This is a genomic window from Variovorax sp. GW821-FHT09A10, from assembly GCF_059418385.1.
Window position 1 is genome coordinate 531,076 of the sequence record NZ_JBWKPT010000003.1, and the last position, 26,296, is coordinate 557,371.

Genomic DNA, 26,296 nt, shown 5'->3' on the forward strand with positions numbered 1-26,296 from the left:
GTCGAACAGACGCCATCCTGCCACGGCGGCCACAATGACCCCATGCGTGCATTGCTTTCGACCTTCTCCTGGCAGGAACTGCGCCACCACCCCTGGCGCAACGCGGCGGCCGTGCTGGCCGTGATGCTGGGCGTGGCGCTGGCGTTTTCGGTGCAGCTCATCAACGCCTCGGCGCTCGACGAGTTCTCCAGCGCGGTGCGCTCGGTGAACGGCCAGCCCGACCTCGAGCTGCGCGCCGCACAGGGCAGCTTCGACGAGGCCGTGTTCGGCCGGCTCGCGCGCCGGCCCGAGGTGGCGCTGGCGAGCCCGGTGCTCGAGTTCCAGGCCCTGGCCCTGGGCCACGACGGGCGCCAGATGCCGCTGCGCGTGATCGGTGTCGATGCGCTCGCGCTGCCCACCATCGCGCCCGCGCTGATGCCGCAGTCGGCCGCCGGTGCCGACCGCTTCGCGCTGTTCGCGCCCGGCCATGTGTTCCTCAACGCGGCGGCGCGCCAGGCATTGCAGCTGCCGCTGCAGCCCGCGAGCGGTGAAAGCCTGCAGCTGCGCAGCGGCGCCGCGTGGCAGCGCCTCGCGGTCTCTGGCCATGTGACGGCCGGCGGTGCGGCGCTGGCGGTGATGGACATCGCGGTCGCGCAGGAGCTGTTCGGCCCGCTCGGTCAGTTGAGCCGCATCGACCTGCGGCTGGCGCCGGGCACCGACCGCGCGACCTTCGTGGCCGCGCTCGAGAAGTCGCCCGATTGGCCGGCGGGCCTGAAGTTCGCCGAGCCGGGCGACGCGGCCGAGCGCGTGAGCAACCTGTCGCGCGCCTATCGCGTCAACCTCACGGTGCTGGCGCTGGTGGCGCTGTTCACGGGCGCGTTCCTGGTGTTCTCGGTGCTCGCGCTCAGCGTGGCCAAGCGCGCGCAGCAGTTCGCGCTGCTCGGCGTGCTGGGCCTCACGCCGCGCGGACGGTTGCGGCTGGTGCTGGCCGAATCGCTGGTGCTCGGACTGATCGGCAGCGCGGCCGGCCTGGCGCTGGGCACCGCGCTCGCGGCCTTCGCGCTGCGCGTGCTGGGCGGCGACCTGGGCGGCGGCTACTTCGAAGGCGTGGCGCCTCGGTTGCACTGGAGCAGCAGCGCCGCGCTGCTGTACGGCGGGCTCGGCGTGGTGGCCGCGCTGGTGGGCGGCTGGTGGCCCGCGCGCGCCGCGCAGGCATTGCCCGAGGCGCAGACGCTCAAGGGCCTGGGCGCGGCGCCCGCGCAGGGCCACCACCACTGGCTCGCGCTCGGGCTCATCGGCGCGGGCGCGGCGCTGGCCAACCTGCCGGCCATCGGCGGCATTCCGGTGGCGGCGTACCTGTCGGTGGCCTGCCTGCTGGTGGGCGGCATCACCGCCCTGCCCTGGCTCATCGCGCTGCTGTACGACCGCGTGGCGCCGGCGTTTGCGCGGCGCGTGCTGCCGATGCTCGCCGTCGAGCGCGCGCGCCGCATGCGCGGCACGGCGGCCGTGGCGGTGAGCGGCGTGGTCGCGAGCCTGAGCCTGGCGGTGGCGCTCACGGTGATGGTCGCGAGCTTTCGCGAGTCGGTCACGCACTGGCTCGACGTGGTGCTGCCGGCCGACCTGTACGTGCGCGCCACCTCGGGCGGGCGCGGCAGCGGCAACAGCGGCGGCACGAGCAGCACCGACACCGCGACCTTCGCGCCGGCCTTCGTGCAGGCGCTGGCGCAGCTGCCCGGCGTGGCGCGCACCGGCACGCTGCGCACGCAGTCGCTGCAGCTCGACCCCGCGCAGCCCGCCGTGACGCTGATCGCGCGCAGCCTCGAAGGCGGCGTGGTGCGCGGCCTGCCGCTGGTGGGCGAGGCGCTGCCGGTGCCGCCCGGGCAGACCGGCATCTACGTGAGCGAGCCGATGGTCGAGCTGTACGGCGCGAAACCGGGCACCGCGTTTTCGCCACTGGCCGATGCGATGCGCACGGCGACGCCGCAGGTGTTCTTCGTGGCCGGCGTGTGGCGCGACTACGCGCGGCAGTTCGGCGCCATCGCGATGGACGCGCGCGACTTCGAGCGCATCACCGGCGAGCACGACGTGAGCGACGTCGCGCTGTGGCTCGCGCCCGGCGCGTCCGAAACGGAAGTGCAGGCGGCTGTGCGCGCACTCGCCTCGCGCACATCACGCGACGGCGCCGTGGAGCTGGCCTCGGTCGGCCAGATCCGCGCCACCTCGCTGCGCATCTTCGACCGCAGCTTTGCCGTCACCTACTGGCTGCAGGCCGTGGCCATCGCCATCGGCCTGTTCGGCATCGCGGCCAGCTTCAGCGCGCAGGTGCTGGCGCGGCGCAAGGAGTTCGGCCTGCTCGCGCACCTGGGCTTCACGCGGCGGCAGGTGCTGGCCGTGGTGGCCGGCGAAGGCGCGGCCTGGACCGCCATCGGCGCGGTGGCCGGGTTGCTGCTCGGGCTGGCCGTGTCGGTGGTGCTGGTGAAGGTGGTGAACCCGCAGAGCTTCCACTGGAGCATGGACCTGCTGGTGCCGTGGGTGCGGCTGCTGGCGCTGTGCGCGGCCGTGGTGGCGGCCGGCACGTTCACGGCGTGGATGGCGGGGCGCGCCGCGGCGGGGCGCGATGTGGTGCTGGCGGTGAAAGAGGACTGGTAGCGCCTCACTTCTGCGCGCGCGGCGCGCTGGCGCGCAGCGGGGCGACGACCTTCTCCTGCCATCGCCGGGACAGACCCCGTCGGGGCGAAGCGCCTTCCGCCCGCACGGTGTGGCCGGACGCATGCGCGCAGTAGTCCAGGGCCTGGCGAAGTGCCGTGTCCACCCGGCGCAAGGAGATGCAATGCCGGTCTGCCACGTCCTGACGGGTCATCTCCTCGATCTGCAGTGCCACGAGCACCGAACGATGCCGATGCGAAAGCCGCTGCATCGCCTGCTCCACGGCCTCCACGGCCGAACGCGCCTCGGCGATCGCATCGGGGCCGGGCGCGTGATCGACCAGGAGATCGAGGGCCGTATCCCATTCGCCCACGTACTGCCAGGACCGGTCGCTGCGCAGGCGATCCATCGCCAGGTTGCGCGCCGTTCGATAGACATAGGCCCCGGGACTGCGCACGGGCTCCGATGCCGTCATCTCGCCCAGGCGCAGCCAGGCGTCGTGCAAGCACTCGCTGGCCTGGTCGGAGCAGCCGAGATCGCGGGCCAAGCGGCGATGCAGGTACGTGTAGTTCGCCGTCAGGAACGCCCGCAGCACGACGCCGGCGGGCTCGCCGTGACCCGCGTATGGCCCTTGAAAACAAGGACCGGGATCGAACTCAGCCACGGACATCGTCTTACTTGCCGGCATGGCGCAACCTGCTCTTCTCGGCGTCGGTCAGCAGCGACATCACCGACGCGTCGAACTGGTTGCCGTGCCCAAAGACCTGCACGGGATTGGCAGGGTCGTACCGAGGCGCAGCGCCCGCCTGCGCGCCGGGGCGTGGCGGCGACGATGCACCCGCACCGCCCGGCGACAGGCTGTCGTTGCCGAAGCCCAGCACCCGCACCGTGAAGACCGAGGGCAGGTTCTGCCGTGCCGCGGCCCGCTCCTGGCGCAGGGACTCCTGCGCCGCCATGGCCGCCGCCGACGCCGCGGCGCTGGCGGTGGTCAGTGCCCCGATGTTCACCGCGGCCACCACCGGCAGCCCGGTCGTTTCGCCCTTGACCTGGATGTTGTCGGCGTTGCGCACCTGCAGCGCGGCAATGTTGAGGTTGCTCGCGACCCGGATGCCGGCATCGCCCGCATCGATGGTGCCCCTCGGTGCGACCAGGTCCACGTCGCCTTCGCCCACGGTGCCGATGCCGGCGCCGCTCATGTCGCGCTTTTCCTGCACGGTGATGTTGCCGTCCACGTCCGACGTGACTTCCGGCGCCTGCGGGATGCGCACGGTCTTGGCGCCGCGGCCGGCGTCGATGTCGCCCTGGCTGGACCACAACACCTGGTCGCTGCCCAGCGGTTCGGCCTGCGAGACGAAGGACAGGATGCGCGAACGGTTCACGATGATGTCCCGGTCGGTGAACACATTGACCTGCCCCGGCGAGGCCAGCGTCACCAGGCCGTATCCGTCCGGCACCACCGCGCCCAGCCCCGCCACCTGCAGGCCGCCGCCGGGGGTGAAGACGTTGATGTCGCCGCCCTGGTGGGTGCGCGCCGCCATCCGGGTCGCGGCGATGCTGCCCACGCCGGACCAGCTGCTGCGCCAGTTGTCCGGCAGGTCCGCGGCGTAGCGAACGGGCTGGCCTTCGGCCGTCGCACCGCGGAACAGCGTGTCGATGGCCGCGGAGCCGCGACGGTAGCCGCCGTTGATCGGGCCGTTCTGCCCATCGCCGCCGTTCTGGTCGCGCCCTCCTTCGCGCAGTTCGTAGACAAAGACCTGGCGCAGGAACTGCTCGCGCACCAGCGGCGGCAGTTGCCGGTATTGCTCCCACGCCTGTTGCGGGCTCAGCTTGCCGTCCGCGTTGGCGGCCAGGCCGGCGACCTTGTCGGCACCGAGCACGCCTTCCACGAAGGACACCAGGCCCCGGCGCGTGAGCTTGGGCAGGTCGCCGCGGTGGTCCACGCCGTCGGTGAGGTACAGCGGCGCCACCGTCCCGTCGGCCAGGGTGGTCTTCAGGTACTGCGGCATGGCGGCCACGTTGGCCGGGTTCAGGTAGGCCGACTCGAAGGCGTCGTAGCGGGCGGCCTTGTTCATGCCGGCCATCAGGGTGATGTCGGCGCCCTCGGCGGGCAGGGCCTTGATGATGTTCGTTTCCTCGCCGCGCGGCGTGGCCGACACGTAGTCCCAATAGCGGTTGCCATTGGTGTACAGCGAAAAGTTGTTGCCCTGGATGTCGCGCCCGGCCAGCAGCAGCAACTCCCCCGGCCCTTGCAGCGCGGTGCGGCTGCCCCTGTCGTAGTAGTACGACGCCGCGCCTCCGCTGGCTCCCGCATAGGGATGCGACAGGAACCGGTTGGCGACAGCCAGGATGTCGTTGCCCGCCGCCAGCACCGTGCTGTCGGTGGCGCGCAGGTTGCGCGCGCTCAACTCGAAGTTGCGGATGTCGGTGCCGGCCTGCACGCGCACCGATTCCGACGCGATCAGGTTCAGGTCGCTGATGGAACCGGTGGCCGCATAGAGGCGGCTGGGCGCGAAGTCGTGCGCCTGCATCGGCAGCGTGTCCGGGTTGTCGAACAGCTCCGCCCCCCCATTGGCGCTGTTCGTCAGGAAGGGGTTCGTCACCGAGAAGCCGCCATAGACCGACTTCAGCGGCGCTCCGAACGCCGACGCACCGCCCAGCACGGTCGTGAGACCTGTCCATGGCCGGAAGATCGAGGGCCACTTGTCCAGCGTGGTCTGGGTCATCACGATGGCCCCCGTGTTCAGCAGGCTGCTGCCGCGCAGGAAGCGCAGGTCTTTCGCGGCCAGCAAGGAGAGGTCGGTGGTGTTCGCCGGCGCCATCGGCAGCAGGCCCGCGACGTCGATGCTTCCGCTCAGGGCCGACACGCTCAGCTTGGCCGGGTACAGGCCCACCATGTCCGTCTGGAGCTTGGTGTCCGTCATGCCATTCACCAGCTTGGTGGTGTTGCCCGTCTCGTTGCCCGCCACGTATTCCGACTGGTTTTCCAGGCGCACGTTGCCGCCGGTGGACACCAGCGTGACGGCGCTGCGCTCGGTATGGCTGCTCATGAACATCGCATGGCTGGCCCCGCCACTGGTGTCCTTGTCGACCTGGTCGACGTAGGCACGGCGTATCTGCATGGGGTCGATCACGGTCTGCAGGACCAGATCGCCCAGCGTCTGCAGCTTGAGCGTGGCGTCCGACAGCGCCAGCACGGGCGCGATGTCGTAGGCATAGGTGGCGCCGGACCCGTTGCTCACTGTGCCCGTCATGACATAGCCGGCGGCGCTGGTGCCTGCGTCGATCTCGCCGGCGCCGCGGCCCACGTAGTACTGGCCGGCCTTCAAGGCGCCGCCTGCGCTCACCTGCAGCTGCCCGCCGTTGCGCGTCACGATGGAGGCCGCGGCATCGCCGGCGGAACGCCCGCCCGTCACGCGCATGGTGCTGGGCAAGGCCACCACCAGGTTCACCAGGTCGCCGCCCGCCGACAGCTTCACGTTGCCGCCGCCCAGCGCGCCCAGGCCCTGCTGGAAGCTGGCGTGGTTCACCCACCAGCTCGGTTGCTGGCCCCGCGCGGACATGACCGGCGCCCAGGTGTCGCCCATGTTGTAGGGGTCGTAGTAGCCGGTGGGGCTGCTGAACTCGCCGCCGTAGCGTCCCTGGCGGAACAGCCATTCGGTCAGGATCTGGTCCGACCGCACGCCCTGCTGGGTCGGCGCGCGCACGCTGCCCTGGACCGCGACGTCCAGGTGGCCGCCTGCGGTGCCGTACTGGGCATCGACGCTGGCGGTGTCGAAGCCGCCACCCAGGGTGGGATCGGCCTCGGCCCGGCCCGCGGTGTACAGCGCGGACTCCTTGTGGGCGAGCACCAGGTCGCGCCCGGCGCGCACCGTCAGGTCGCCGCTGCCGGTGCGCACCAGCTTGCCGGCGCCCGACTCGGTGCCGGCCGTGCCCACGCGGATCGTGCCGGTGTCGGCTGCAAGCGCGCCCGATGGCCGCGTGGCCAGTGCATCGACCGACCCCAGGTCCGCGCCCGCCACCAGGCGCAGGTTCCAAGAGGCCGCCTGCTGCAGCCGCGCCGCCCGGCCCGCGCCGTTGTCGCGGCCCGCCACGTCGAAGCCGTCGCTCAGATGGCCGTCGATGTTCAGGTTGCCGCCGGCGCGCAGCGTGAGCGTGCCTTCGCGGTGCGCCGCACCGAAGCTGTCGAACAGATTCCAGTCGCGGCCGAGCGTCAGGTCGCCCGGGCTGGTGATCTCGATGCCCGCCGCCAAGGTGTAGGCGGCGGCGTTGCCGCCCAGCCTTGCCAGGATGCCGCTGTGGCCTGCAAAGGCATTGGCCTCGGCGATCGCCTGCGGGGCCACGGATTCCACCGTGCCGTCCGTGCTGGCATGGCGGCGCACGCCTTCGAGCACCGCGGAGCGCGCGCCCTGCACGGCGGCGTTCAGCGCCGTGACGTTCAGGCCGTCGTTGCCTGCGGTGCGCTGCGCCCGCAGCCGCAGCTTGCCGCCTTCGCCGCCGCTCAGGTCCAGCGTGCCACCGGCCAGGTGCAGCTGGCCGTCGACCGCTTCCAGGTCGATGCGGCTGCTGCCCAGGCCATCGATGGCGTCGGTGGCATGGGCCGCCAGCACCGCGCCAGGCTGCATCGTCAGCCCTGCCCCGCCGACCAGGCGGATGCTGCCGCCGTAGGCCGCGTTGGCCTCGACGCGCGCCGTGCCGTCGACAGAGATCACGCCGCGGTCGGTGATGACTTCGAAGTCCGCCACCCGCGTGGTGCCCGCGATCGTCAGGTCGCCCTGGCGGACGCGGAACTGCCGCGAACGGCTGAAGCCCGAATCATTGAGCGTTCGCGCCAGCGCGCCGAAATCGTCCAGCCGATCGATGGCCAGCGCAAAGTTGCCTCCGTTGCCGCCGGCACCGGCCTGCGCTTGCACAGTGCCACCGAAGTGGACCCGGCCGCCGGCCGATGCATCCACCGTCAGGCGGCCGGCGTCGCCACCGCGCGGATGGGCGGACAGGTCCAGCAGGCTGCCTGGGGCCAGGTCGATCAGGCCGCCTCGCGTCGCCAGGCTGATCTGGCCGGCATCCACATGCTGGGCCACGTCGAAGAAGACTTTCTCCAGGCCCCCCGCGTGCAGGCGGCCCGACTCTGCCAGCGTCAGGTTGCCCGTGCCGGCATCGACCGCAATGCTGCCGCCCAGCGCGAGCACCGGCAGCGCCACGGTCACGCCCTGGCCCGACAGGTTGAGGCGCGCGCCCAGGCTGGCGCGGCCCAGTGCCGCCATCTCCTGCGCATCCAGTTGCGCGTCCTGCTTCAACACCAGTTGGCCCTGCGTTCGCAGGGCCTGGTCGGCGCCGGACAACCCTTGCAGCACTGGCGTGCGCAGCGTCAGCGCCGCCGTACCGGCGTCCAGGCCTCCAGTGCCTTCGCCGGCGATGCGCCGGCTGGCCGACAGCAGAACCTGGTCGAAGCCGGACATCGTCTTGTCGCCCACGCCCAGCACCAGTTCGTCTGCCGACAGCGCCAGGCGACCACCGCCGGTTTCCGCGCCGCCGAGCGACGCGCCCGTGTTCTGCAGCGTCAGGTGGGAGGCCTGCACCTGCACGGCATCGGCGCCATGGCCCCGCAGGGCTGCGGCGTCGAACACCACCTGCGCCAGGCCGCGCATGTCCAGCGAGCGATAGAAGTCCAGGCTGCCGTAGCTGTGCAGCGTCAATGACTGCGCGCGCGACAGCTGCGCCAGGGCGTCGGCGTCCAGCACCAGGCCGCCGCTGCCGCCGCCGATGCCGATGCGGCTCGCGGCCACCGACAAGGCCTTGCCCGACAACTGCGCGCCGGCGGCCATCTCGGTGTTGTTGGTGGCGTCGAGCAGCAACGCCTCGCCGCCCTGCAGCAGCGCACCGGCGCCGATGCGCACCTGGCCGCCGACGGTGGTGTCCACGTTCTCGCGCAGCGCCCGCACGGCCTGGCCGCTGCTCACGCGCACCAGCGCACCCCAGTCCCTGGAAGGCGTGACGATGTGGTCGTCGCTGGTGTCGTTGGGCGTGTTGTTGTCGCTCCACACGGCTGCCACCTGCGGCTTGAGCACCAGGTTCGCCTCGTCGCCCGACGCGGCGCCGTGCGCGCGCAGCACGCTGCCCGACTCGATCGACACGGCATTCGCCGCGGCCAGGATCACTTCCGGGCCGCTCAACGCGGTGCCTGCCGTGTTGCGCAGCACCACGTCGCTGGCGGCCACGTCCACCTGCAGGCCGCGCACGTTGCCTGTGCGCGTGCCGCCCACCAGCAGGCTGCCCGCGCCGAAGCGCGTCAGGCTGCCGGCGTCCACGACCAGGTAGCCGTCGGCGCGCAGGTCGCTGCTGTCCTGTCCCGCGCCGACGATGGCGATCTTGGCGGCGGCAATGTCCACCAGGCTGCCGCGCCCGCCCGCATCGGGTTGCGCGCGCAGCTCGCCGTCCAGCGTCAGCGCGCGGTCGGCCTTGAACACCACGGCGCCGCCATCGCGCGCCAGGCGCGGGGTCACGACGTCCTGCCCTGTCAGGCGGTATTGCGTCAGCTTGAACGCATCCGATGAGAAGAAGGCGTTGCCCCGCGCTTCGTTGTATTCACTGACCTTGCGCACCAGGCTGGCGGGCAGCACGCGCCAGCCCGAGGCCGTGGCATCGCGCGCGCCGCTGATCGTGTTCTGCTCCCGTCCGGCCACGATCGTCGAGCCGTCACGCAGGCTCACCACCTCGCCACGGGACGCGGCCCACGCCGGCAAGGCCTGGCCCGTGCTCTGCACCGCAAAGGCGCCGGGCAGCAGCGCATAGCGTGCCGGCAGGAGCGTGTACCAGCCGGCCCCCAGGCCGCCGCCGGCCAGCCAGACCTTCTGGCCCGCCGCACCGCCCGCCACGGGCGACAGGCCCTGGTAGCCCGGCAGCACGGCGTACATGCCGGGCAGCGTCAGCACGTCGTGCGAGCCGCCCGAGCCGGGCACGTGCTCCCACGCATGCAGATCGCCCCCGCCCGCGATGTCCACCACCGCGCCCGCGGCCATCGCCACATCGGGTGCTTGCAGGAGCACGCGCTTTTCCGGCAGGGACGACAGGTAGCGGTTTTCGTCCAGGGACGAGGCATCGCCGGCATTGGCGCGATTGCGGCCCTGCGGGTTGGCCGGGTCCAGCCAGTACTCGGCGTTGCGCAGGCTGCCGTAGAGCACGTCCAGGCCCGCACCGGACACCGAGGTCAGGCTGTTGGTGCCCAGCGTCAGGCGCTCGCCGGCATTCAGCGCGATCTGCCCGAAGGGCGCGCGCAGCACGCCGTCCTGCTCGATGACGGGCGCGTTCAGCGTCAGGCTGCCGCCGGCCGACAGAGGCGCCGCGGCGCTCCCGTTGCCGCGCACGGTGATGGAGTGGTCCGAGTTGATTCGCGCCGTGACGGCCGTGGCCGGATAGATCTGCGCGGCCTTGATCTCCAGCGCGCCCCCCACGTCCAGCGTGGCCCGCAGCTGCGGGTCGTCGTAATCGGTGCCGCCTTCGCTGTAGGCGCCCGCCACGAAGCGCAGGTCGCCGGTGTCCAGCACCGTGCGTTCGAAGCCGCGCAGCTTGACGTCGACGGGCGACGCGGACTCACCCTTCGCACCCCGGCCTGCGATGTCGATGGCCTGGGTGGCCGACAGGATCAGTTCGCCCGCATTGCGGGCCGTGGCGCCGACCGCGCCCACCGCGCCTGTCAGTGGGTTCAGTTGCAGATGGTGGGCATGCAGGCGCACCACGCCGCCCAGCCCGTCGCTCTGGATGACCGGGGCGGTGATGCCCAGGCGACCGGCGACGCTCAGGTCGACACCGCCGTTCAGCTGCACGCCCACTTGCGTGGAGCGCAGATCGACCGCCGAGAAGCCCGTGTCCTGCAGCGCCTTCGCCGACACGTGCAGGGTGCCGTCCGAGGTGGCGATGTTGCCGATGTGGATCTTGTGGCTCAGTGCCGTGCCGGTGCCGCTCCAGAAGTACTTGTTGAGCAGTTCGACCACCCGCTTGTCGATGCTCGCATCGTGCTCCCACGGCGCCCTGTCGGCACCCGGTCCCGCGGCAAGCGCCGCCCCCGCGTCGAGGACGAGCCCCTGGCTGCTGGACACCGACGTCGGCAGCGTGGTGTTGATCGCGGTGCGCATGGCGCTGCTCATCTTGACGTCGCCGGCGTACTCGTCGCGCACGTCGAGGTTGCCGCTGGTGCCGATGATCCGCGCGTACTTTTCGCCGTTGAACGTGTACGTGCCGGTGGGGCTCTTGTAGTAGAGGAAGGAGCCGATGTCCGGCGCCACCAGGTCCCCGGACGAACTCCCGGCCGCGCTGGTGTCCGTGATGGACAAGGACCCGCCCGCCGCCTGCGCATTGCCGCCGTGGGCGCGAAGCCTGGCGTTCATGGCACCACCGGCCGCGGCCTCCATCACGACCGCACCGCCGTCGCTGCCCAGCTCCTGGTCCACGCGCCGCAGGGCGCCGAGCGCCCCCGTGCCGCGGTCCCAATACGCCACCGTGCCCCGCGCGCCCGACACGTCGATCAGCGCACCGGCCTGCGCGTCCAGCGTGCCGGCGCTCAGTGTGACCGTGCCGCCCGGCAGCACCTTGCCCTGGGGCAGGCGCATGGCCGGGTCGTGGAAGATCTGCGCCACGCCGGGCAGCAGCAGCTCGGCCCCGTCGGCCAGCGTCAAGGTTTTCTTGGCGCGGATGTTCAGCGTGCCGGCCGGCGCCTGCAGGCGGCCCGCCACCCGCACGGAGGCCTGCCCGGACCCGTCCGCGTCCAGCGAGATCGCGCCGCCGGGTTCTGTCTGGATGCTGGCGTTCGCGTCGATGCGGATGCCGCCGCCGGTCGCGCCGGTCGCCAGCGACAGGCCGCCGGGCGCGCGCGCGGCACGGCGCTGTTCGCTCAGTTCGTCCAATGCCTTGGGGGCCAGCACGTCGCCCAATGCGCTGCCGCTGGGCAGCGTGCGCAGCGTCGATACCGCGGCGGGCATGTCCCAGCTCGTGGGCTGGATGTGCACCTGTGCGCCTTCCGCGACCACGACGTCCCCGCCGAGCGAACGGATGCCGATCGTGCCGAAGCCGCGCTCGGCGTACAGGGTCTGCGGCAGGTGCAGCGGCTTGGCCGCGCCCGATGCCTTGCCGCCCGTGGCGTCGGCCGCGGGCGCGGCGCCGCCCACCTGCACGTCGCCGATCGCTGTGAGCGTGAGCCGGGACGCATCGCCCCCGGCCCAGCCGCGCAGGTCCAGCGTCTCGAGCGCCGTGTTGTCGAACGCCGTCAGGCTGATGGCCCCGCCGTTGCCCGCCTTCACCTTGCCGGCCTTGCCGCCCGCCGTGACACCGGACAGCCAGCCGCCGCCGGACACGTCCAGCGCCGCGCCGGCGGCCACCTCCACATTGCCGTACACCGTGCCCAGGCCCTCCTTCATCGGGGTCCCCAGTGCGATCGAGCCGCCGTGGATGGCGCGGCCCAGCGTGACGCCACTGCCGGTGTCGTTGACCCACTGGCCCGCGACGCTCAACAGGCTGTTCGCCCCCAGGCGCAGCACGCTGTCCGCCTTGCCGCCGGCGCTCAGCGCAATGGAACCGCCCGGGGCGATGAGCTTGCCCTGGATGTCGAAGTTGCCGGGGATGCCCTGGCCGTCGTAGACCGCGGCCGTGAAGCGCGCCCCCGGCTGCAGAGTCACCACCGCGTTGTCTTCCAGCACGAAGCCGGTGTTGAGGTTCAGCTCGATGGCGCCCAGGCCTGAATGGCTCAGCCCTGCAGCGGACAGCCAGGTGGTGCGGCCCACACCCGCGCCAGCGCCGGGGGATTGCCCTTCCGGCTCGGTCAGGAAGGCATCCTTGCCCAGCGGGCTGTCGATGCTGAAACCCGCCGGCAGCAACGCGGGCTTGTCGCTGATGACGACCTGGCCCAGGGTCCACATGCCCTCTTGCGCCCGGTTGGAACCCACCGTGAGGCGGCCGGCCCGAGGCAGCTCGGCCGCTTCCTGCACCCGGTCGCCGGGCTGCACCGAGCCCCGGAACTCACCCTCCAGGATGAAGGCGCTGCCGGCACGGATGTCGATCGAACCGGCATTGCGGCCTTCTTCGTAGCCCGGCTCCCAGCGCCGCCCCGACAGCATCGGATTGACATAGGTCTGCGTGACGCCCCAGCGCGCATGCGCCTGCAGGTACTGGCCCGCGATGCCCGTGTAGGTCATGTCCGCCGGCGCGGACGACATGGTGTAGGTGCGCCCGTCCACGCCGCGCAGCAGGGTTTCCGTGTTCCAGCCGTCGCTGTAGCGCACCGAGCCGCCGGACACATCCAGGATGGAGCCCGGCCGCGTGATCACCGAGCCGTTGGACTGGATGGTGATGTCGCCACCTCGCGCCGCCAGCTCGGACAGGCCGACCAGGCCGTTGCCCACCCAGCCCGTCACGTCCGCCAGCGGGGTACCGACCCAGACGCCCTTGAGCGCCTTGCCGGACTCGTCGGTGACCCATTCGACGCCCGCCATCAGCCCCTTGAAGGCACCCGACCGGCGGCGATCCACGATGACCTTCCGGCCGTACAGCCAGGTGTTCGCCTGCAGGTGGGAGTCGCGCAGCTCGTTGATGCGCAGTTCGGCCTCGACGAAGTTGCTGGCCATGTCCACCGGCATCTGCATCAGACCCGCGGTGCTGACGGTGGCGTGCTCACCGATGAGGATGCGGCTGCCGTCGCCCACTTGCGTGTTGCGCTGCAGGGCCGCCGGGTTGGCCTGGGCCTGGATATCGATGTGGCCCGCGGCGGCGGTGACCTGGGCACGGGTCTGCACGTCGATCGTCTTGCCGTAGAGCTCGATGCGCCCAGGCTGGTAGCGGTTGGCCAGCGAGCCGCTTTCGATCCGCGTGGTGTCCTGCCAGTCGTTGACGACCTGGGTGATGCTGTCCGGCCCCAGGGTCAGCGTGCCGCCCGACCAGGCCGTCAGGCGCGGGACGTCGGCCGCCAGGTTGATGTCGATGTTGTGCACGCCCTGGCCCCAGGCGCGCAGGCGGATGGAGCCCGTGCGGTTGTTCAGCGCGGTGCTGGCTTGCAGGATGCCGCCCTGGTGGATCTCGCGCGACACCATGGTGATGTCGCCGTGATCGGCCTGGACGATGCCGGTGTTGTGCACGCTGTAGCCGACCTGGGCCGCGCGCTGCTCCATCAGCGGCAGGATGTCGGACACGATGCGCCCGATGAGATAGGGCTGGAAGGCGGGCGCTGTCTGCGGATTGATCAGGAACTTGGCCGGAAAGAGCCAGGGCCGCACCGACGAGGTGACGGCATCGAAGCCACGCACGGTGGGGCTGATTTCCTTGGCTTCCAGCCACACGTTTTCGCCGGCGCCCAGCAGCGTCTGGCCGCTCGGCGTGCGGATGCTGCCCGCGTTGCTGACCTTGGGCGCGAACATCAGCACGTGGCCGCCCTGCCCCGTGATCTGCGCACCGGCCGCCACCTTGACGTCGCCCGGCGGCTTGCCCGGATCGAAGGCCGGGCCCATGTCGGCGAACTGCACGTTCGAATCGGCCGGCATCTGCCTGGAGTTCTCGCCGAAGGTGGGAATCCCGACGCCCACTTCGAGGCCGCTCCAGTAACCGGGGTCACCCGATTTCGCGCCCAGGCGCGTGTTGAGACCGGCCTTGAACTGTTCGTCGCTGAGCTTGAGGCTGGAGGCGACCAGGTTGCGCACGTTGACCTGGCTGCTGCCGGTGAACAGGATGCCGTTGCGATTGATGAGGTAGACGCTGCCCTCGGCCTCGATGCGGCCGGCGATCTGGCTGGGTCGGCCGCTGGGGTCGTTGATGCGGTTGAGCGCGATCCACTCGTTGGCGCCGGTCTTGGCGTGGGTGCCTGCACGCTGGTCGAACTTCACCGTTGTGTTCTTGCCGACGTTGAAGGTCTCCCAGTTCAGGATGGCCTTGTCGGCGGTCTGCTCGATGGTGACCGTGGTCCTGCCGTTCGCCGCGGTCTGAACGGGGTCCCTGGCGTTGAGCCAGCCGGCGGTCAGCGAATTCGTGTCGACCTTCAGGCCGCCGTCGGTAAGACCGTCCGGCGCGGATTCGCCGCTGGCCAGCGCCTCGGCCCGCTTCTGTGTCTGCTGTGCCTGCTGCGCGGCGATTGCGCGCGCGGCAAGGTTCAGGTTGGTGATGGACGTCTGCAACTGCTGGCTCGCCGCCGACGACGGCTGCGTCGGGTGGACCAGGCTGGACGCCGGCGCGCCGTTCGGCAGCTTGCCCGTGGCGATCGCGCCCGCCTGCGCCGCGCCCTTGTCGGCGAACCACGCCGGACTGAACGCCCGCTGGGCATGCGCGCTGCCGAGAACCCCACCGGCGGCCAGCGCCACCGCGATGGCCCGCGCGAGGGGCGCCCTCCTGAAAACCTGCTGCGCCGCGCGCACCGGTCGCTTCTTTTCGTTGCACCCACTGATGGTCATGTCTCGTTCCCGCCGAAGTAAAGCCTGTGCCGAAGGGGCTGTGCGCGTCGCGCAGGCCAGCCCCATTCAAGAAGCCCCTGCGATGGCGATCGAAAGCCAACGCGACAGGAGCCGTCAGTTTCTTGACGGGACGGAAACGTCGAATTCCAGAAGAATATTTTTGGCCTCGTTGCGGGCGCGCGCCTGCCGCTGCGGCCTCGGTCCGGAAAGTCCTTGCAGATCAACGGCAAGGGCGCGCTGCACCTCGGCAAAGTCACGAAAGCTTCACAGTGGCTGCGCACGCCCACCATGGGAAGCTGCGACATCGAGACAGGGTCGCCACCCGATCCCGGGAGAGCCACCTCTAGCTCAGGACCAGCACGCCGGCGGGGAGCAACCGGGCGTTCAAGCCGAAGGACCGCTGCATCTGGAGCAAGGCCAGGTCGAGGCGGTCGAGCTTGAAGGTCGCGGTGACCGTTTTCCCCCGCAGCGCATCCACCATCAGCACCACACGCCCGGGGCGGTAGCGATTGATCTCGTCCAGCACCGCCGACAAGGGTGCCTGCTTGAACACGAGCTCACCGCGCCGCCAGGCGGAAGCCACCTCGGGGTCTGCGGCGGCGATGCCGCTGATGGAATGATCGCGGTAGACCGCTTGCTGGCGTGCCAGCAGCACACGGTCGCCGGCCGGGTGCTCGATGCGCACGCGCCCCGCCAGGCAGGTCACGCACACCCGCCCTTCCAGTCGGCTGATCTCGAAGCGCGCCGATTCGCCAATGCTGCGGCCGGCGCCGGCCACGACGCTGAAGGTGCGCGCACGGGGCAGCATTTCGATCGCCGCTTCGCCGTTCAGCAATTCCAGCCCCTCGACCTGGTCGTCCGAAGCCACCCGGCGGATGCTGGTGCGGGTGTTCATGGTCACGCCGATCTGGTCGGACCACGCGATCGCACGCTGCTCGCCGGCGGCCGTGCGCCAGTCCGCACGCCATTCATTGGCCGCGGGCCACAACCCCAAGGGCGAATAGACCGCCACCCCCGCGACACCGGCCGCGGCGGCAGCGCCGGCCACGCCCAGGAAGGCCCGGCGGCTCGCCGCGGGCTTGCGCAGGGTCTCGCGGTGAAGGCTCGCCGCTTCGGCGTCGGTGCGCACCAGCCTGTTCAGTGCGGGTTGAAGCACGCGCCACTGCTGCCGGGCCTCGATGAACGCCGCCTGATGCAACGGACTCGCGTCGCGCCAGCGGCGGAACGCCTGGGCCTCCCACTGCGTGGCGGCGCCCGAATGCAGCTTGCGCACCCACGCGCGCGCGTCTTCGCGCAGCGTCTCGGGAAGCGTCGGTGGTGGAGGGTGCGTCGTCATGTCGGTTTCAGGAGCCCCGTACTTGATAGACGGTTGCCGACACCGCAATCCGCAAACTATTTCTTCGTGCCGTCATGAAGACCTGCCAGGGCGCGGCTCCAGCCGCGAGAACAGAAGATCCTGCGCGGCCTTCAGTTCGTACTCGACGGTCCGCACAGGAATGCCAAGCCGCGTGGCCACGTCCCGCTGGGACCAGCCCTCCAGGCGAACCAGCAGCAGGATCTCGCGGCGGCGCGGCGGCAGGCGCGACAGCGGGCCGTCCAGCGCCTCCAGCTGCGAACGGGCTTCGGCGACCTCGGCGGGACCGGGCGCCGGGTCCGGCAGCTCATTCATCAGCAGCTCGATGTCGTCGGACAGCAAGACCTGGCTCTGCGCGCGCCGGACGTCGATGGCCAGGTTGACCGCCATGCGCAGCAGGTACGCCTGGGGCGTGGCAATGGGGCCCGCCATGGGCTGGCTGCGCTCCAGCTTCAGCCAGGTTTCGTGCAAGGCGTCTTCCGCCAGTTCGCGATTCCCCAGCCGCACGGCCAGGCGCTGCCTGAGCTGCTCGTAGCGTTGCACCAGGAAGCTGCGCAGCAGCGGGATGACGTTCTCCGTCATGCGTCAGTGCACCGTGGCACAGCGGGGCCCGGGCAACACGTCGTGCGGGAGGATGGCCAGCGTGAGCGGCAGCGCCAGGTCCGCCGGCGGGGGATGGTCCATCTTCAGCGGGGCCAAGGCCGCAAGCATGGCGGCGTCCCGCGCAGGGTCTCCCGAAGACGACACCAGGCGGGCCTGGCTGATGCGGCCCGACGCGGTCACCTGCAGTTGCAGGATCGCGCGGTAGTGGCCGGGGGCCGTGCGCAGATCGGCGCACAACGCATCCCAGACACGGGCCTGGACCAGGGCGTCGTACCCGCGTGGCGAAGCACCAGTCGACGCCACCCCGGGCGCCGCGGCGACGCGCTTCAGGATGAAGGCACCGGAAAGCTGCGTGTCCACGTCATCCGCGGTGAAACCCGTGCCGGCCAGCAAGGCCCGCAAGGCGGCATGCGGCGCATGGCGCCCGCGCACCGGGGCGGACGTTCGCCCCGCCACCCACTCGTCGATGAACATCACCGATCGCCCCGACACCGCAGCGAACTGCGCCAGGGCAGCCGCCAAGGGCTGCGCCGGCAGGTCGAAGTCCAGCATCTGCGATTCGGACGACGCGCGGGTGGCGGCATCTGCCGACGGCACGTCGGTGCCCGCAGCCACGGCCTTCGCTGTCGATCCCCAGGCGATGCAGACGCACACCACGGTGCACGTGAGGCCGGAGACAAAGGCTCGCACGAACCTGTCGTCCCTGCCCCGGCCCAAGCCCCGTCCAACCACTCGCCCACGACCACCATGCGCTGAAGTCAACAAGGAAGAAGTGGATCGTGTCAGCAAGCTTGTGGGCAGTATTTCAACTCCTGCAAGCATCACATCGGCGAATGACGACCGCGTGACGAGCGGCATGGCGGGGCGCGGGCAGCGCCCTCTTGCGTGACCCGCCCTGCTAGCGCCCCGGCGTCAGCTGGATCCGTTCCACCGTTTCCTTCTCGACCGCCCCGCGGCTGTAGACCAGCGGCACGTACTTGCCTTCGAGCCACAGCGGCGCCAGGTCGCGGTAGTTCGGGCTGTCGGGGTTGCCCGACTGGCCCGGCGTGTTGATGACGCGCGAGGCGTCCCAGTTGCCCACGTCGAGCACCATGCGGAACGACGCGCCCGATGTCAGCCGGTAGTCGTTCGCGCGGTAGGTGGCCGCCATCGGCGTGAACGACGAGCCGGACATCGGCCAGTCGCCCACCTCGAGCTTCTTGCGCGTGGCCGCATCGACCACGCCGCCCAGCGGATGCCGGAACTCCGCGCGGTGCAAGGCGCCCCACTTCCACGCCGCCGGGTCGGGCCCGAGCTTGGCGGACAGCTCCTGCATGGCGGCGGGCAAGGTCGTCAGCAGCAGGGCATCGCGCTGCGCGTTGCTGACCCAGCCGGACGGGTTCTCCAGCAGCAGCACCATGCGCGTGTTGTCGCCGGGCGCGGCCAGCGCGGCACCGGCATCGCCCGCCCCCGCCTTGAGCACGGCCTGGCGCAGGAACTTGCTGCTCCACACCTCGTACAGCGCGGCGGCCGCGCTGTCGCGGTCCATGGCGCCGTCCCAGCCTTGCAGCAGGCGCAGCGCCGCCGCGGTCTGGGCGTCGTCGCTGCGCTGGCCGGCCAAGAGCTTCAGCACGCGCTGCGCCGGGGTCGCGACGATGTCGTTCTGCATGCGCTCCGAGTCCTCGATGGTGAAGCGCGAACCCGCCGCGACCTTGGCCGCGAACAGTTCCTTGAGGCGGAGCGCGCGGGCCGCGTCGCTCCACTCGTAGCCCACGCCCTTCTTCGCGGCGGGATGATCGGGCGGGATGTTGTTCTCGTTGGCCGTGACCACGTAGCCGCGCGCGGGGTTGAACTCCGAGGGCAGCTCGTCGCCGTTGCGAAAGCCCGACCATTCATAGCGGCCGTCGCCCGGCACGGGCATGAGGCCGTCCCAGTTCGGGCGGATCGGCGTGAGGCCGCCCGGAATCCAGCCGACGTTGCCGCTGCTGTCGGCATACACCTGGTTCTCGCCCGGCGCGCCCCAGCGGTTCATGGCCGCGCGGAACTGGTCCCAGTTGCGCGCGCGCATGTAGTCCATCGAACCGAAGTACGGCGCCATGCCGGGCTCCAGCCAGGCGGCGCGCAAGGCGAAGGCGCGGCGCTTGCCGGGCTCCGCGACCAGCACGGGGCCGTGGCGCGTGAAGGTGTTGACCACCTCGCGCGGCGCGCTCTCGCCCTTGACCGTGATGCGTTCGGTGACGCGCGTCATCGGCTCCCAGCGGCCCTGGTAGCGGTACTCCTCGGGGTTGGCCGGGTTGAGCTCGTACACGTACAGGTCTTCCTGGTCCATGTAGAAGCGCGTGAGGCCGAAGGCGATGGTGCCGTTGTGGCCGATCGACAGGCCCGGCAGGAAGGGCTCGCCCGCGCCGATGGCGTCCATGCCGGGCGCGCTCAGGTGCGTCATGTAGCGCAGGCTCGGCGCGCCGTGCGCGCGGTGCGGGTCGTTGGCCAGGATCGGCCGGCCCGTGGACGTGAGCTTCGGCGCGATGACCCAGTTGTTGCTGCCGTAGGCGGCGGTGGGATCACCCTGCGCCGCCTCGTCCTGCTCGGCCTTCGCGGCGATCGCCTCGGCGCTGCCCGGCAGCAGCGCGACCGGCGTGGAAGACGCGCCCGCGTTCATGCCCACGCGCGTGTTCTCCTTGGTGAAGCGCGGCGCATCGGTTGCCCGCAGGTAGGCCGCGCGCAGTTCCGCCGCCGGAAGGCTGCAGGGATCGAAGCCCTCGGGCACCTTCGGCGTGACCGGCGGATCGAGTTCGCGGCGCAGCCAGTCGGCCTTGACGCCCGACGCGCCGGCGCAGAAGGCGCGTGCGCGGTCGACCTCCGAGCTGAAGTTGAGCGTGAGCCCGTGGTGCCGGATGCGCACCACGTCCTCGGGCGACCACATGGCCGGCTGGTAGCCCAGCAGCGCGAACTCGGTCGGCAGCAGCGCGGGCTGCGCGCGCACCTGCGCCACGTAGGCATTGACGCCGGCCGTGAAGGCCTCGGCCACGCGCTTGGCGTCGGAGCCGTAGGCCAGCCATTCGCGGTACATGTCGCCGCGGTAGAGCACGGCGCGCGCGGCGCGATCGCTCTCGACCCAGGCGGGGCCGAAGTCCTTCGCCATCTCGCCGAGGCCGCGCTTGCGCCACAGGTCCATCTGCCAGAGCCGGTCGCGCGCGGCGATGAAGCCCTGCGCCACGAAGGCGTCGTAGAGCGTGCCGGCGTACAGGTGCGGCACGCCCCAGCGGTCGACCAGCACTTCGGCGGGCTTCTCCAGACCAGGCACCGCGAAGGATGAGGAGGGTCGCGTGGGCGTGTCGACGCCCGGGGCATTGGACGCACACCCGGCGAGGGCGAGGACCGCCAGCGACACGGCGCCCAGGGAAAGCCGATGGTTCATTCTCTTCATGCAGTTCGTCTCCGGTCTTGTTGTGGATTGGCAGCGGGCAGTATCCCGATTTCTGTCACCCGAGGGGTGACAAGGCATGACTTGTAGACTGGCGCGCTATGCAGCCCACCACCCCTTCAACCTCCTCCTGCGACAGCTGGCTCGCCGGCGCGATCCGCCGCATCGAAGCCGACTACCAGCGCAGCGCCGACACGCACCTCATTCCGCTGCCGCTGCCCGCGCTGGCCGCGCACGGCATCGACCTGTACCTGAAGGACGAATCGACGCACCCCACCGGCAGCCTCAAGCACCGGCTCGCGCGCTCGCTGTTCCTGTACGCGCTGTGCAACGGCTGGGTGCGCGAAGGCACGACCATCGTCGAAGCGTCGAGCGGCTCCACCGCCGTGAGCGAGGCCTACTTCGCGCGGCTGCTGGGCCTGCCCTTCATCGCCGTGATGCCGCGCAGCACCTCGCCCGAGAAGGTCGCGCAGATCGCCTTCTACGGCGCGAGCTGCCACTTCGTGGACCACGCCGCACAGGTGTACGACGAGGCCCGCGCGCTGGCCGAGCGCACCGGCGGCCACTACATGGACCAGTTCACCTACGCCGAGCGCGCGACCGACTGGCGCGGCAACAACAACATCGCCGAGAGCATGTTCCAGCAGATGGCGCGCGAGCGGCATCCGGTGCCCGCGTGGATCGTGGTGGGCGCCGGCACCGGCGGCACCAGCGCCACCATCGGGCGCTACCTGCGCTTTCGCTGCCACGACACGCAGGTGTGCGTGGCCGACCCCGAGGGCTCGGTGTTCTCGGCCTACCACCGCAGCGGCGACGCCACGCTCACGGCGCCCGGCTCGCGCATCGAGGGCATCGGCCGTCCGCGCGTGGAGCCCAGCTTCGTGCGCACGCTGGTCGACCGCATGCTCGAAGTGCCCAACCTCGACTCGGTGGCCGCCATGCATGCGCTGTCGGCGCTGCTGGGGCGCAAGGTCGGCCCGTCGACCGGCACCAACTTCGTCGGCATGCTGGCCGTGGCGCACGAGATGCGCGCGGCCGGCCAGCAGGGCTCGATCCTTTCGCTGCTGTGCGACGCGGGCGAACGCTACCTGCCGAGCTACCACGACGCCGACTGGGTGCGCAACGCCTTCGGCGACATCGCGCCGGCGCAGCAACGCATCGACGCGCTGGTGGCGGGCTGATGGCCATGCGCCCGCCCCGTGGCCTCATCGCGCGGCGGCAGCTGTTGCTGCTGGCCGCGCTGGCCGCCTCGGGCGCGCCGCATGCCGCCTGGGCCCTGCCCGCGAAAGCGCTGCAGTTTCCGCGCGACTTCGGCAGCCACCCCGAGCTGCGCACCGAGTGGTGGTACATCACCGGCCACGGCCAGACCGCCGCGGGGCGCGCGTTCGGTTTCCAGGTGACCTTCTTCCGCTCGCGCGTCGACGCCACGCAGGCCATGCGCTCGGCCTTCGCCGCCAAGCAGCTGGTGTTCGCGCACGCCGCCGTCACCGACCTCGAAGGCCGCGTGCTGCGGCACGACCAGCGCATCGCACGCGCGGGCTTCGACGTGGCCTCGGCCAGCGAGACCGACACCGACGTGCGGCTGCGCGACTGGTCGCTGGTGCGCGACGCCGGCAGCGGCGCCTACACCGCGCGCATCCCCGCCGGCGAATTCATGCTCGACCTGCGCTTCGCACCGTCGCAACCCGTGCTGCTGCAGGGCCGCGAAGGCCTGTCGCGCAAAGGCCCCGACCCCGAGCAGGCGAGCTACTACTACAGCGAGCCGCAGCTGCAGGCGCAGGGCCGCCTCACCTTGCAGGGTCAGGCGCCGTTCGAGATCGTCGGCACCGCCTGGCTCGACCACGAATGGAGCGAGGCGCTGATGCACCCCGAGGCCGTGGGCTGGGACTGGATCGGCATGAACCTCGACGACGGCAGCGCGCTCACCGCCTTCCACCTGCGCCGCCGCGACGGCAGCGCGCTGTGGTCGGGCGGCTCGTTCCGCCCGCGCGGCGGCGCGGCGCGCATCTTCCAGCCCGGCGAGGTGCGCTTCGACGCCCTGCGCAGCTGGACCAGCCCGCGCACGCGCGCGAGCTACCCGACGCACTGGCGCATCGACACGCCCGCGGGCCGCTTCGAGGTTCAGGCCCTGCTCGACGATCAGGAACTGGACAGCCGCGGCTCCACGGGCGGCGTGTACTGGGAAGGGTTGAGCGAGCTGCGCGACGCGCAGCAGGGCCAGCGCGTGGGGCGCGGTTACCTCGAGATGACGGGGTACGCGGCGCCGCTGCGGCTGTGAGCCGAAGCCCAGCGCGGTGGGCTACTTCACACCCTGGCTCAGCGCCTGCGCCGTGTTGCGCGACAGCGCGCGGACGTAGCCGTCGATCGCCGAAGCGACCGGCGCGAACTCGGCCGCGCTCAACCGCTTGAGGTCGCGCGGTTCCTGGAAATCCTTGAGTTGCTGCACCCGTTGCCGCTGCTGGGCGAGCATCGGCTCGTAGGCCGCGAGGTTCAGCGGCGGGTCCATGACGAAGACCTTGGCCTCGATCGCGGGCACCGCGAAGTACCGCGTCGACCCCAGCATGCCGCGCGTGAAGAGGCCCGAGTTCTGCATGAAGCTCTCGCCACAGGGCCCCCCGGTGCACTCCAGGCGCGCCTGCGTTCGCGTCGCCTCGACGAGGACCACCGCGGCGATCTGCTCGTCCTTCAGCTTGCGTGCCGCCCACGCCTGAGCAGGATTCGCGATCCATTGATCGTGCTTGAAGACGGCCAGCGCGTTGACGGAGGTCGTGGCAAAGCTCGTGAGCCGCACCACCTGGAAGCCCGCCTTCTCGAGCTCCGACGTGAAGGCCTCGTAGACCTTGGCCGTGGGGTTCCAGGGGAACGGGTACGTGGTCGAGAAGTTGTTGAAGACGGTCGTTCCCACGTGCATGTGTTCCGCAGAGGCAGTGGGGATGCGGACCAGCAGGCCGACCTTCGCGCCCTTCGCGAGCTGGCCGCCGTTCGGCGGCAGCGGCGGCGGGGTCATGCACCCTGTCAGTGCGAGCGCCATGAAAAGTGCGAGCGGCCGTCTGCGCATGGGGGTCTCCTCCATCTTCTTGTCGGTGTGGGCCTGTGCGGCCGGGTGCGGATGATTGTGCCGAGCGCTGCATGCGGCGTCGCCACTGGAACCGGTGGTTTTGGATAGAGTCGGCCTCACGCCATGCCGCGCAACCCACCGCCCACGAACCCCACACGCCCTCGGAAACTGCGCGCGGCCTTCGTCGCGGTCGCCGTGTTCGCGGCGATCGCCCTCGCGGGCGTGCTGTTCGGCTCCGGCCGCAGTGGCAATTCGACAGGCCTCGCAGGCCGCGAAATCTGCCGGGCGACCTGCATCGCACGCGGCTGGAAAGACGGCACGATGCAACCCCCGTCGCACGCGACGACCGGTTCCACGCAAGGCCCGAACGCGTGTCAATGCCGATGAGGGCCGCGGCTCACGCCGAGACCGTCACCCCATTGCGCTCCAGCACCGCCAGCAGCTTCGGAATGTCGGGCGCCGGCCCGACCGGAATCTCGCGGTCGATGGCGGTGAACATCTGGGCGGCCATCGCGCCCTGCCCCGTGATCTCGAGCATCTGCCCGCCGCCCTTGCCGTAGTGAAAGCCGTGCACCGTGCCGCGCGGCACGTGCACCAGCGTGCCGGGCTGGCACCAGTGAGCCTGGCCATCGCAGAGGAACTCGACCTCGCCGCCGAGCACGTAGAACGACTCGTCCCAGTCGTGGCTGTGCGGTGGCGGGCCCGTGCCTTCGTCGCCGCGCTGGAAGGTGACGCCGTAGCTCTGCGTCGCGGCATTCGACGCCAGCACCGTCACCTGCGTGCCGAGCACGTTGAGCGGCGTCTCGCGCCGATCGGGTGTGAGGACAAAGTACGGAAGGGCCATGGCCGGCTCCTCGAAGTGGGAGCCAAATTCTGCGCCCCGGCCACAGGGGGCACAAGCGGTGGCGCCGCAGGGAGGGTAACCTCCCCGCCGTCACGCCACCGGCATCGCTACTTCGCGCGGCGGCGCTCGATGAAGGCGATGATTTCGCCCATGATGCCCTTGCGGAAGGCCAGCACGCAGATCACGAAGATCAGGCCCGTGACCATGGTCACCGACTCGCCCAGCGTGTTGAACCAGTCGATGGTCGTGATGCGCGCCAGGAAGCTGCCCAGTTCGCCGATCTTGTTCTCGAGCAGCACGACCACCGCCGAGCCCACCAGCGGACCCGACAGCGTGCCCAGGCCACCCACGAGCGTCATCAGGATGACCTGGCCCGAGGCGGTCCAGTGCACGTCGGACAGCGTGGCAAAGCCCAGCACCAGCGTCTTGAGCGAACCGGCCAGGCCCGACAGCGCGGCCGAGATCACGAAGGCCAACAGCTTGAAGCGGCTCACGTCGTAGCCCAGCGAGAGCGCGCGCGGCTCGTTTTCCTTGATGCCCTTGAGCACCTGCCCGAACGGCGAGTGGATGGTGCGCACGATCAGCAAAAAGGCCGCGACCACGATCACCAGCGCCACGTAGTACATGGTGAGGTCGTTGGACAGGTCGACGACGCCGAAGAGCTTGCCGCGCGGCACGCCCTGCAGGCCGTCTTCGCCGCCCGTGAACTTGGCCTGCAGCGCGACGAAGAACATCATCTGCGCGAGCGCCAGCGTGATCATCGCGAAGTAGATGCCCTGGCGGCGGATGGCCAGCACGCCGAACAGCCAGCCCAGCAAGGCGCCGGTGAGCGTGCCCGCGATCAGGCCCAGCTCGGGCGTGAGGCCCCAGACCTTGATCGCATGGCCCGCCACGTACGCGGAGCCGCCCAGGAAGGCCGCGTGGCCGAAGGACAGCAGGCCGGTGTAGCCCAGCAGCAGATTGAAGGCCGCGGCGAACAGCGCGAAGCACATGAGCTTCATCACGAACACCGGGTAGGCGCCGAAGAACGGCGCCAGCACCAGGGCGACCAGCAGCAACGCGTAGACGACAGTGGAGATTTTTTTCATGTTCATGCCGCTCGCCTTATTTCTCTTTGCCGAACAGGCCGGCGGGGCGGATGAGCAGCACGATGACCATGATCACGAACACAACCGTAGACGATGCTTCTGGATAGAAAACCTTGGTGAGCCCTTCGATCACGCCCAGGCCCAGGCCCGTGAGGATGGCGCCCATGATGGAGCCCATGCCGCCGATCACGACCACCGCGAACACCACGATGATGAGGTTCTGCCCCATCAACGGCGACACCTGCATCACCGGCGCCGCCAGCACGCCGGCGAAGGCGGCGAGCGCACAGCCGAAGGCGTAGGTCAGCGTGATCATCAGCGGCACGTTGACGCCGAAGGCCTCCACCAGCCGCGGGTTCTCGGTGCCGGCGCGCAGGTAGGCGCCCAGGCGCGTCTTCTCGATCACGTACCAGGTCGCGAAGCAGATCACCAGCGAGGCCACGACCACCCAGGCACGGTAGTTGGGCAGCACCATGAAGCCCAGGTCGGTGGCGCTCGACAACGCATCGGGTGCGTCGTAAGGCAGACCCGACACGCCGTAGACCGAACGGAACACGCCTTCGATCAGCAACGTGAGGCCCAGCGTGAGCAGCAGGCCGTAGAGGTGATCGAGCTTGTAGATCCAGCGCAGCAGCAGCCGTTCGATGACCACGCCGAACAGGCCGATGAGGATCGGCGCGGCGATCAGCATCACCCAGTAGTTGACGCCCAGGTACTCCATGGCCATCCACGTGAGGACGGCCCCGAGCATGAACAGCGCGCCGTGCGCGAAGTTGATGACGTTGAGCAAACCGAAGATCACCGCCAGCCCGAGGCTCAGGATGGCGTAGAACGAGCCGTTGACCAGCCCCAGTAGGAGCTGGCTCAACAAGGCGGGAAGGGAAATGTTCATAAGCGTTTCA

At 70.7% G+C, this 26,296-nt stretch carries 13 protein-coding genes; 3 read left to right on the forward strand and 10 right to left on the reverse strand.

Features of this window, described 5'->3' with window-relative positions; all coding sequences use genetic code 11:
- The first annotated feature begins 42 nt into the window (after positions 1-42).
- The gene (locus AC07Q9_RS15760) at positions 43-2,628 is read left to right on the forward strand and encodes an FtsX-like permease family protein (RefSeq protein WP_495310616.1); all 2,586 of its coding nucleotides are present in this window, start codon (positions 43-45) and stop codon (positions 2,626-2,628) included.
- A gap of 4 nt (positions 2,629-2,632) precedes the next feature.
- Here AC07Q9_RS15760 and AC07Q9_RS15765 read toward each other — a convergent pair whose 3' ends face one another.
- The 6 genes from AC07Q9_RS15765 to AC07Q9_RS15790 form a co-directional block, all read right to left on the reverse strand.
- Positions 2,633-3,289: an RNA polymerase sigma factor gene (locus AC07Q9_RS15765; protein WP_495310617.1), complete on the reverse strand. Its 657-nt coding sequence runs from the start codon at positions 3,287-3,289 to the stop codon at positions 2,633-2,635.
- A gap of 10 nt (positions 3,290-3,299) precedes the next feature.
- Positions 3,300-15,044 carry a filamentous hemagglutinin family protein gene (locus tag AC07Q9_RS15770; RefSeq protein WP_495310618.1) on the reverse strand — a complete coding sequence of 3,915 codons (11,745 nt, stop codon included), beginning with the start codon at positions 15,042-15,044 and terminating at the stop codon, positions 3,300-3,302.
- A 343-nt stretch (positions 15,045-15,387) separates the two neighbouring features.
- Positions 15,388-16,380 (reverse strand): FecR family protein, encoded by a 993-nt coding sequence (locus AC07Q9_RS15775; protein WP_495310620.1) that lies wholly within the window; start codon positions 16,378-16,380, stop codon positions 15,388-15,390.
- A gap of 72 nt (positions 16,381-16,452) precedes the next feature.
- Entirely contained in the window at positions 16,453-16,980 is a 528-nt protein-coding gene (locus AC07Q9_RS15780; RefSeq protein WP_495310621.1) for an RNA polymerase sigma factor, read from the reverse strand.
- Positions 16,981-16,983: 3 nt separating this feature from the next.
- Positions 16,984-17,691 (reverse strand): STN domain-containing protein, encoded by a 708-nt coding sequence (locus AC07Q9_RS15785; RefSeq protein ID WP_495310622.1) that lies wholly within the window; start codon positions 17,689-17,691, stop codon positions 16,984-16,986.
- A gap of 208 nt (positions 17,692-17,899) precedes the next feature.
- Positions 17,900-20,407 (reverse strand): penicillin acylase family protein, encoded by a 2,508-nt coding sequence (locus AC07Q9_RS15790; RefSeq protein WP_495310623.1) that lies wholly within the window; start codon positions 20,405-20,407, stop codon positions 17,900-17,902.
- Between the two features lie 98 nt (positions 20,408-20,505).
- On the opposite strand from AC07Q9_RS15790, the gene AC07Q9_RS15795 reads away from it, so the two are divergent.
- Positions 20,506-21,585, forward strand: a complete 1,080-nt coding sequence (locus AC07Q9_RS15795) for a PLP-dependent cysteine synthase family protein (RefSeq protein WP_070063094.1) — start codon at positions 20,506-20,508, stop codon at positions 21,583-21,585.
- A 5-nt stretch (positions 21,586-21,590) separates the two neighbouring features.
- A complete protein-coding gene (locus AC07Q9_RS15800; protein ID WP_495310625.1) occupies positions 21,591-22,682 on the forward strand; it encodes a lipocalin-like domain-containing protein in 1,092 nt (363 codons plus the stop codon).
- Positions 22,683-22,703: 21 nt separating this feature from the next.
- Here the strand turns inward: AC07Q9_RS15800 and AC07Q9_RS15805 are convergent, their stop codons facing one another.
- From AC07Q9_RS15805 to AC07Q9_RS15820, 4 genes are all read right to left on the reverse strand, one after another.
- Complete coding sequence (locus AC07Q9_RS15805; RefSeq protein ID WP_495310627.1) at positions 22,704-23,462, reverse strand: hypothetical protein; 759 nt, start codon at positions 23,460-23,462, stop codon at positions 22,704-22,706.
- 397 nt (positions 23,463-23,859) lie between these two features.
- Positions 23,860-24,306: a cupin domain-containing protein gene (locus AC07Q9_RS15810; RefSeq protein WP_495310628.1), complete on the reverse strand. Its 447-nt coding sequence runs from the start codon at positions 24,304-24,306 to the stop codon at positions 23,860-23,862.
- A 107-nt stretch (positions 24,307-24,413) separates the two neighbouring features.
- Positions 24,414-25,400 carry a branched-chain amino acid ABC transporter permease gene (locus AC07Q9_RS15815; RefSeq protein ID WP_495310629.1) on the reverse strand — a complete coding sequence of 329 codons (987 nt, stop codon included), beginning with the start codon at positions 25,398-25,400 and terminating at the stop codon, positions 24,414-24,416.
- A 10-nt stretch (positions 25,401-25,410) separates the two neighbouring features.
- Complete coding sequence (locus AC07Q9_RS15820; RefSeq protein WP_101489724.1) at positions 25,411-26,286, reverse strand: branched-chain amino acid ABC transporter permease; 876 nt, start codon at positions 26,284-26,286, stop codon at positions 25,411-25,413.
- Positions 26,287-26,296 lie beyond the last annotated feature (10 nt).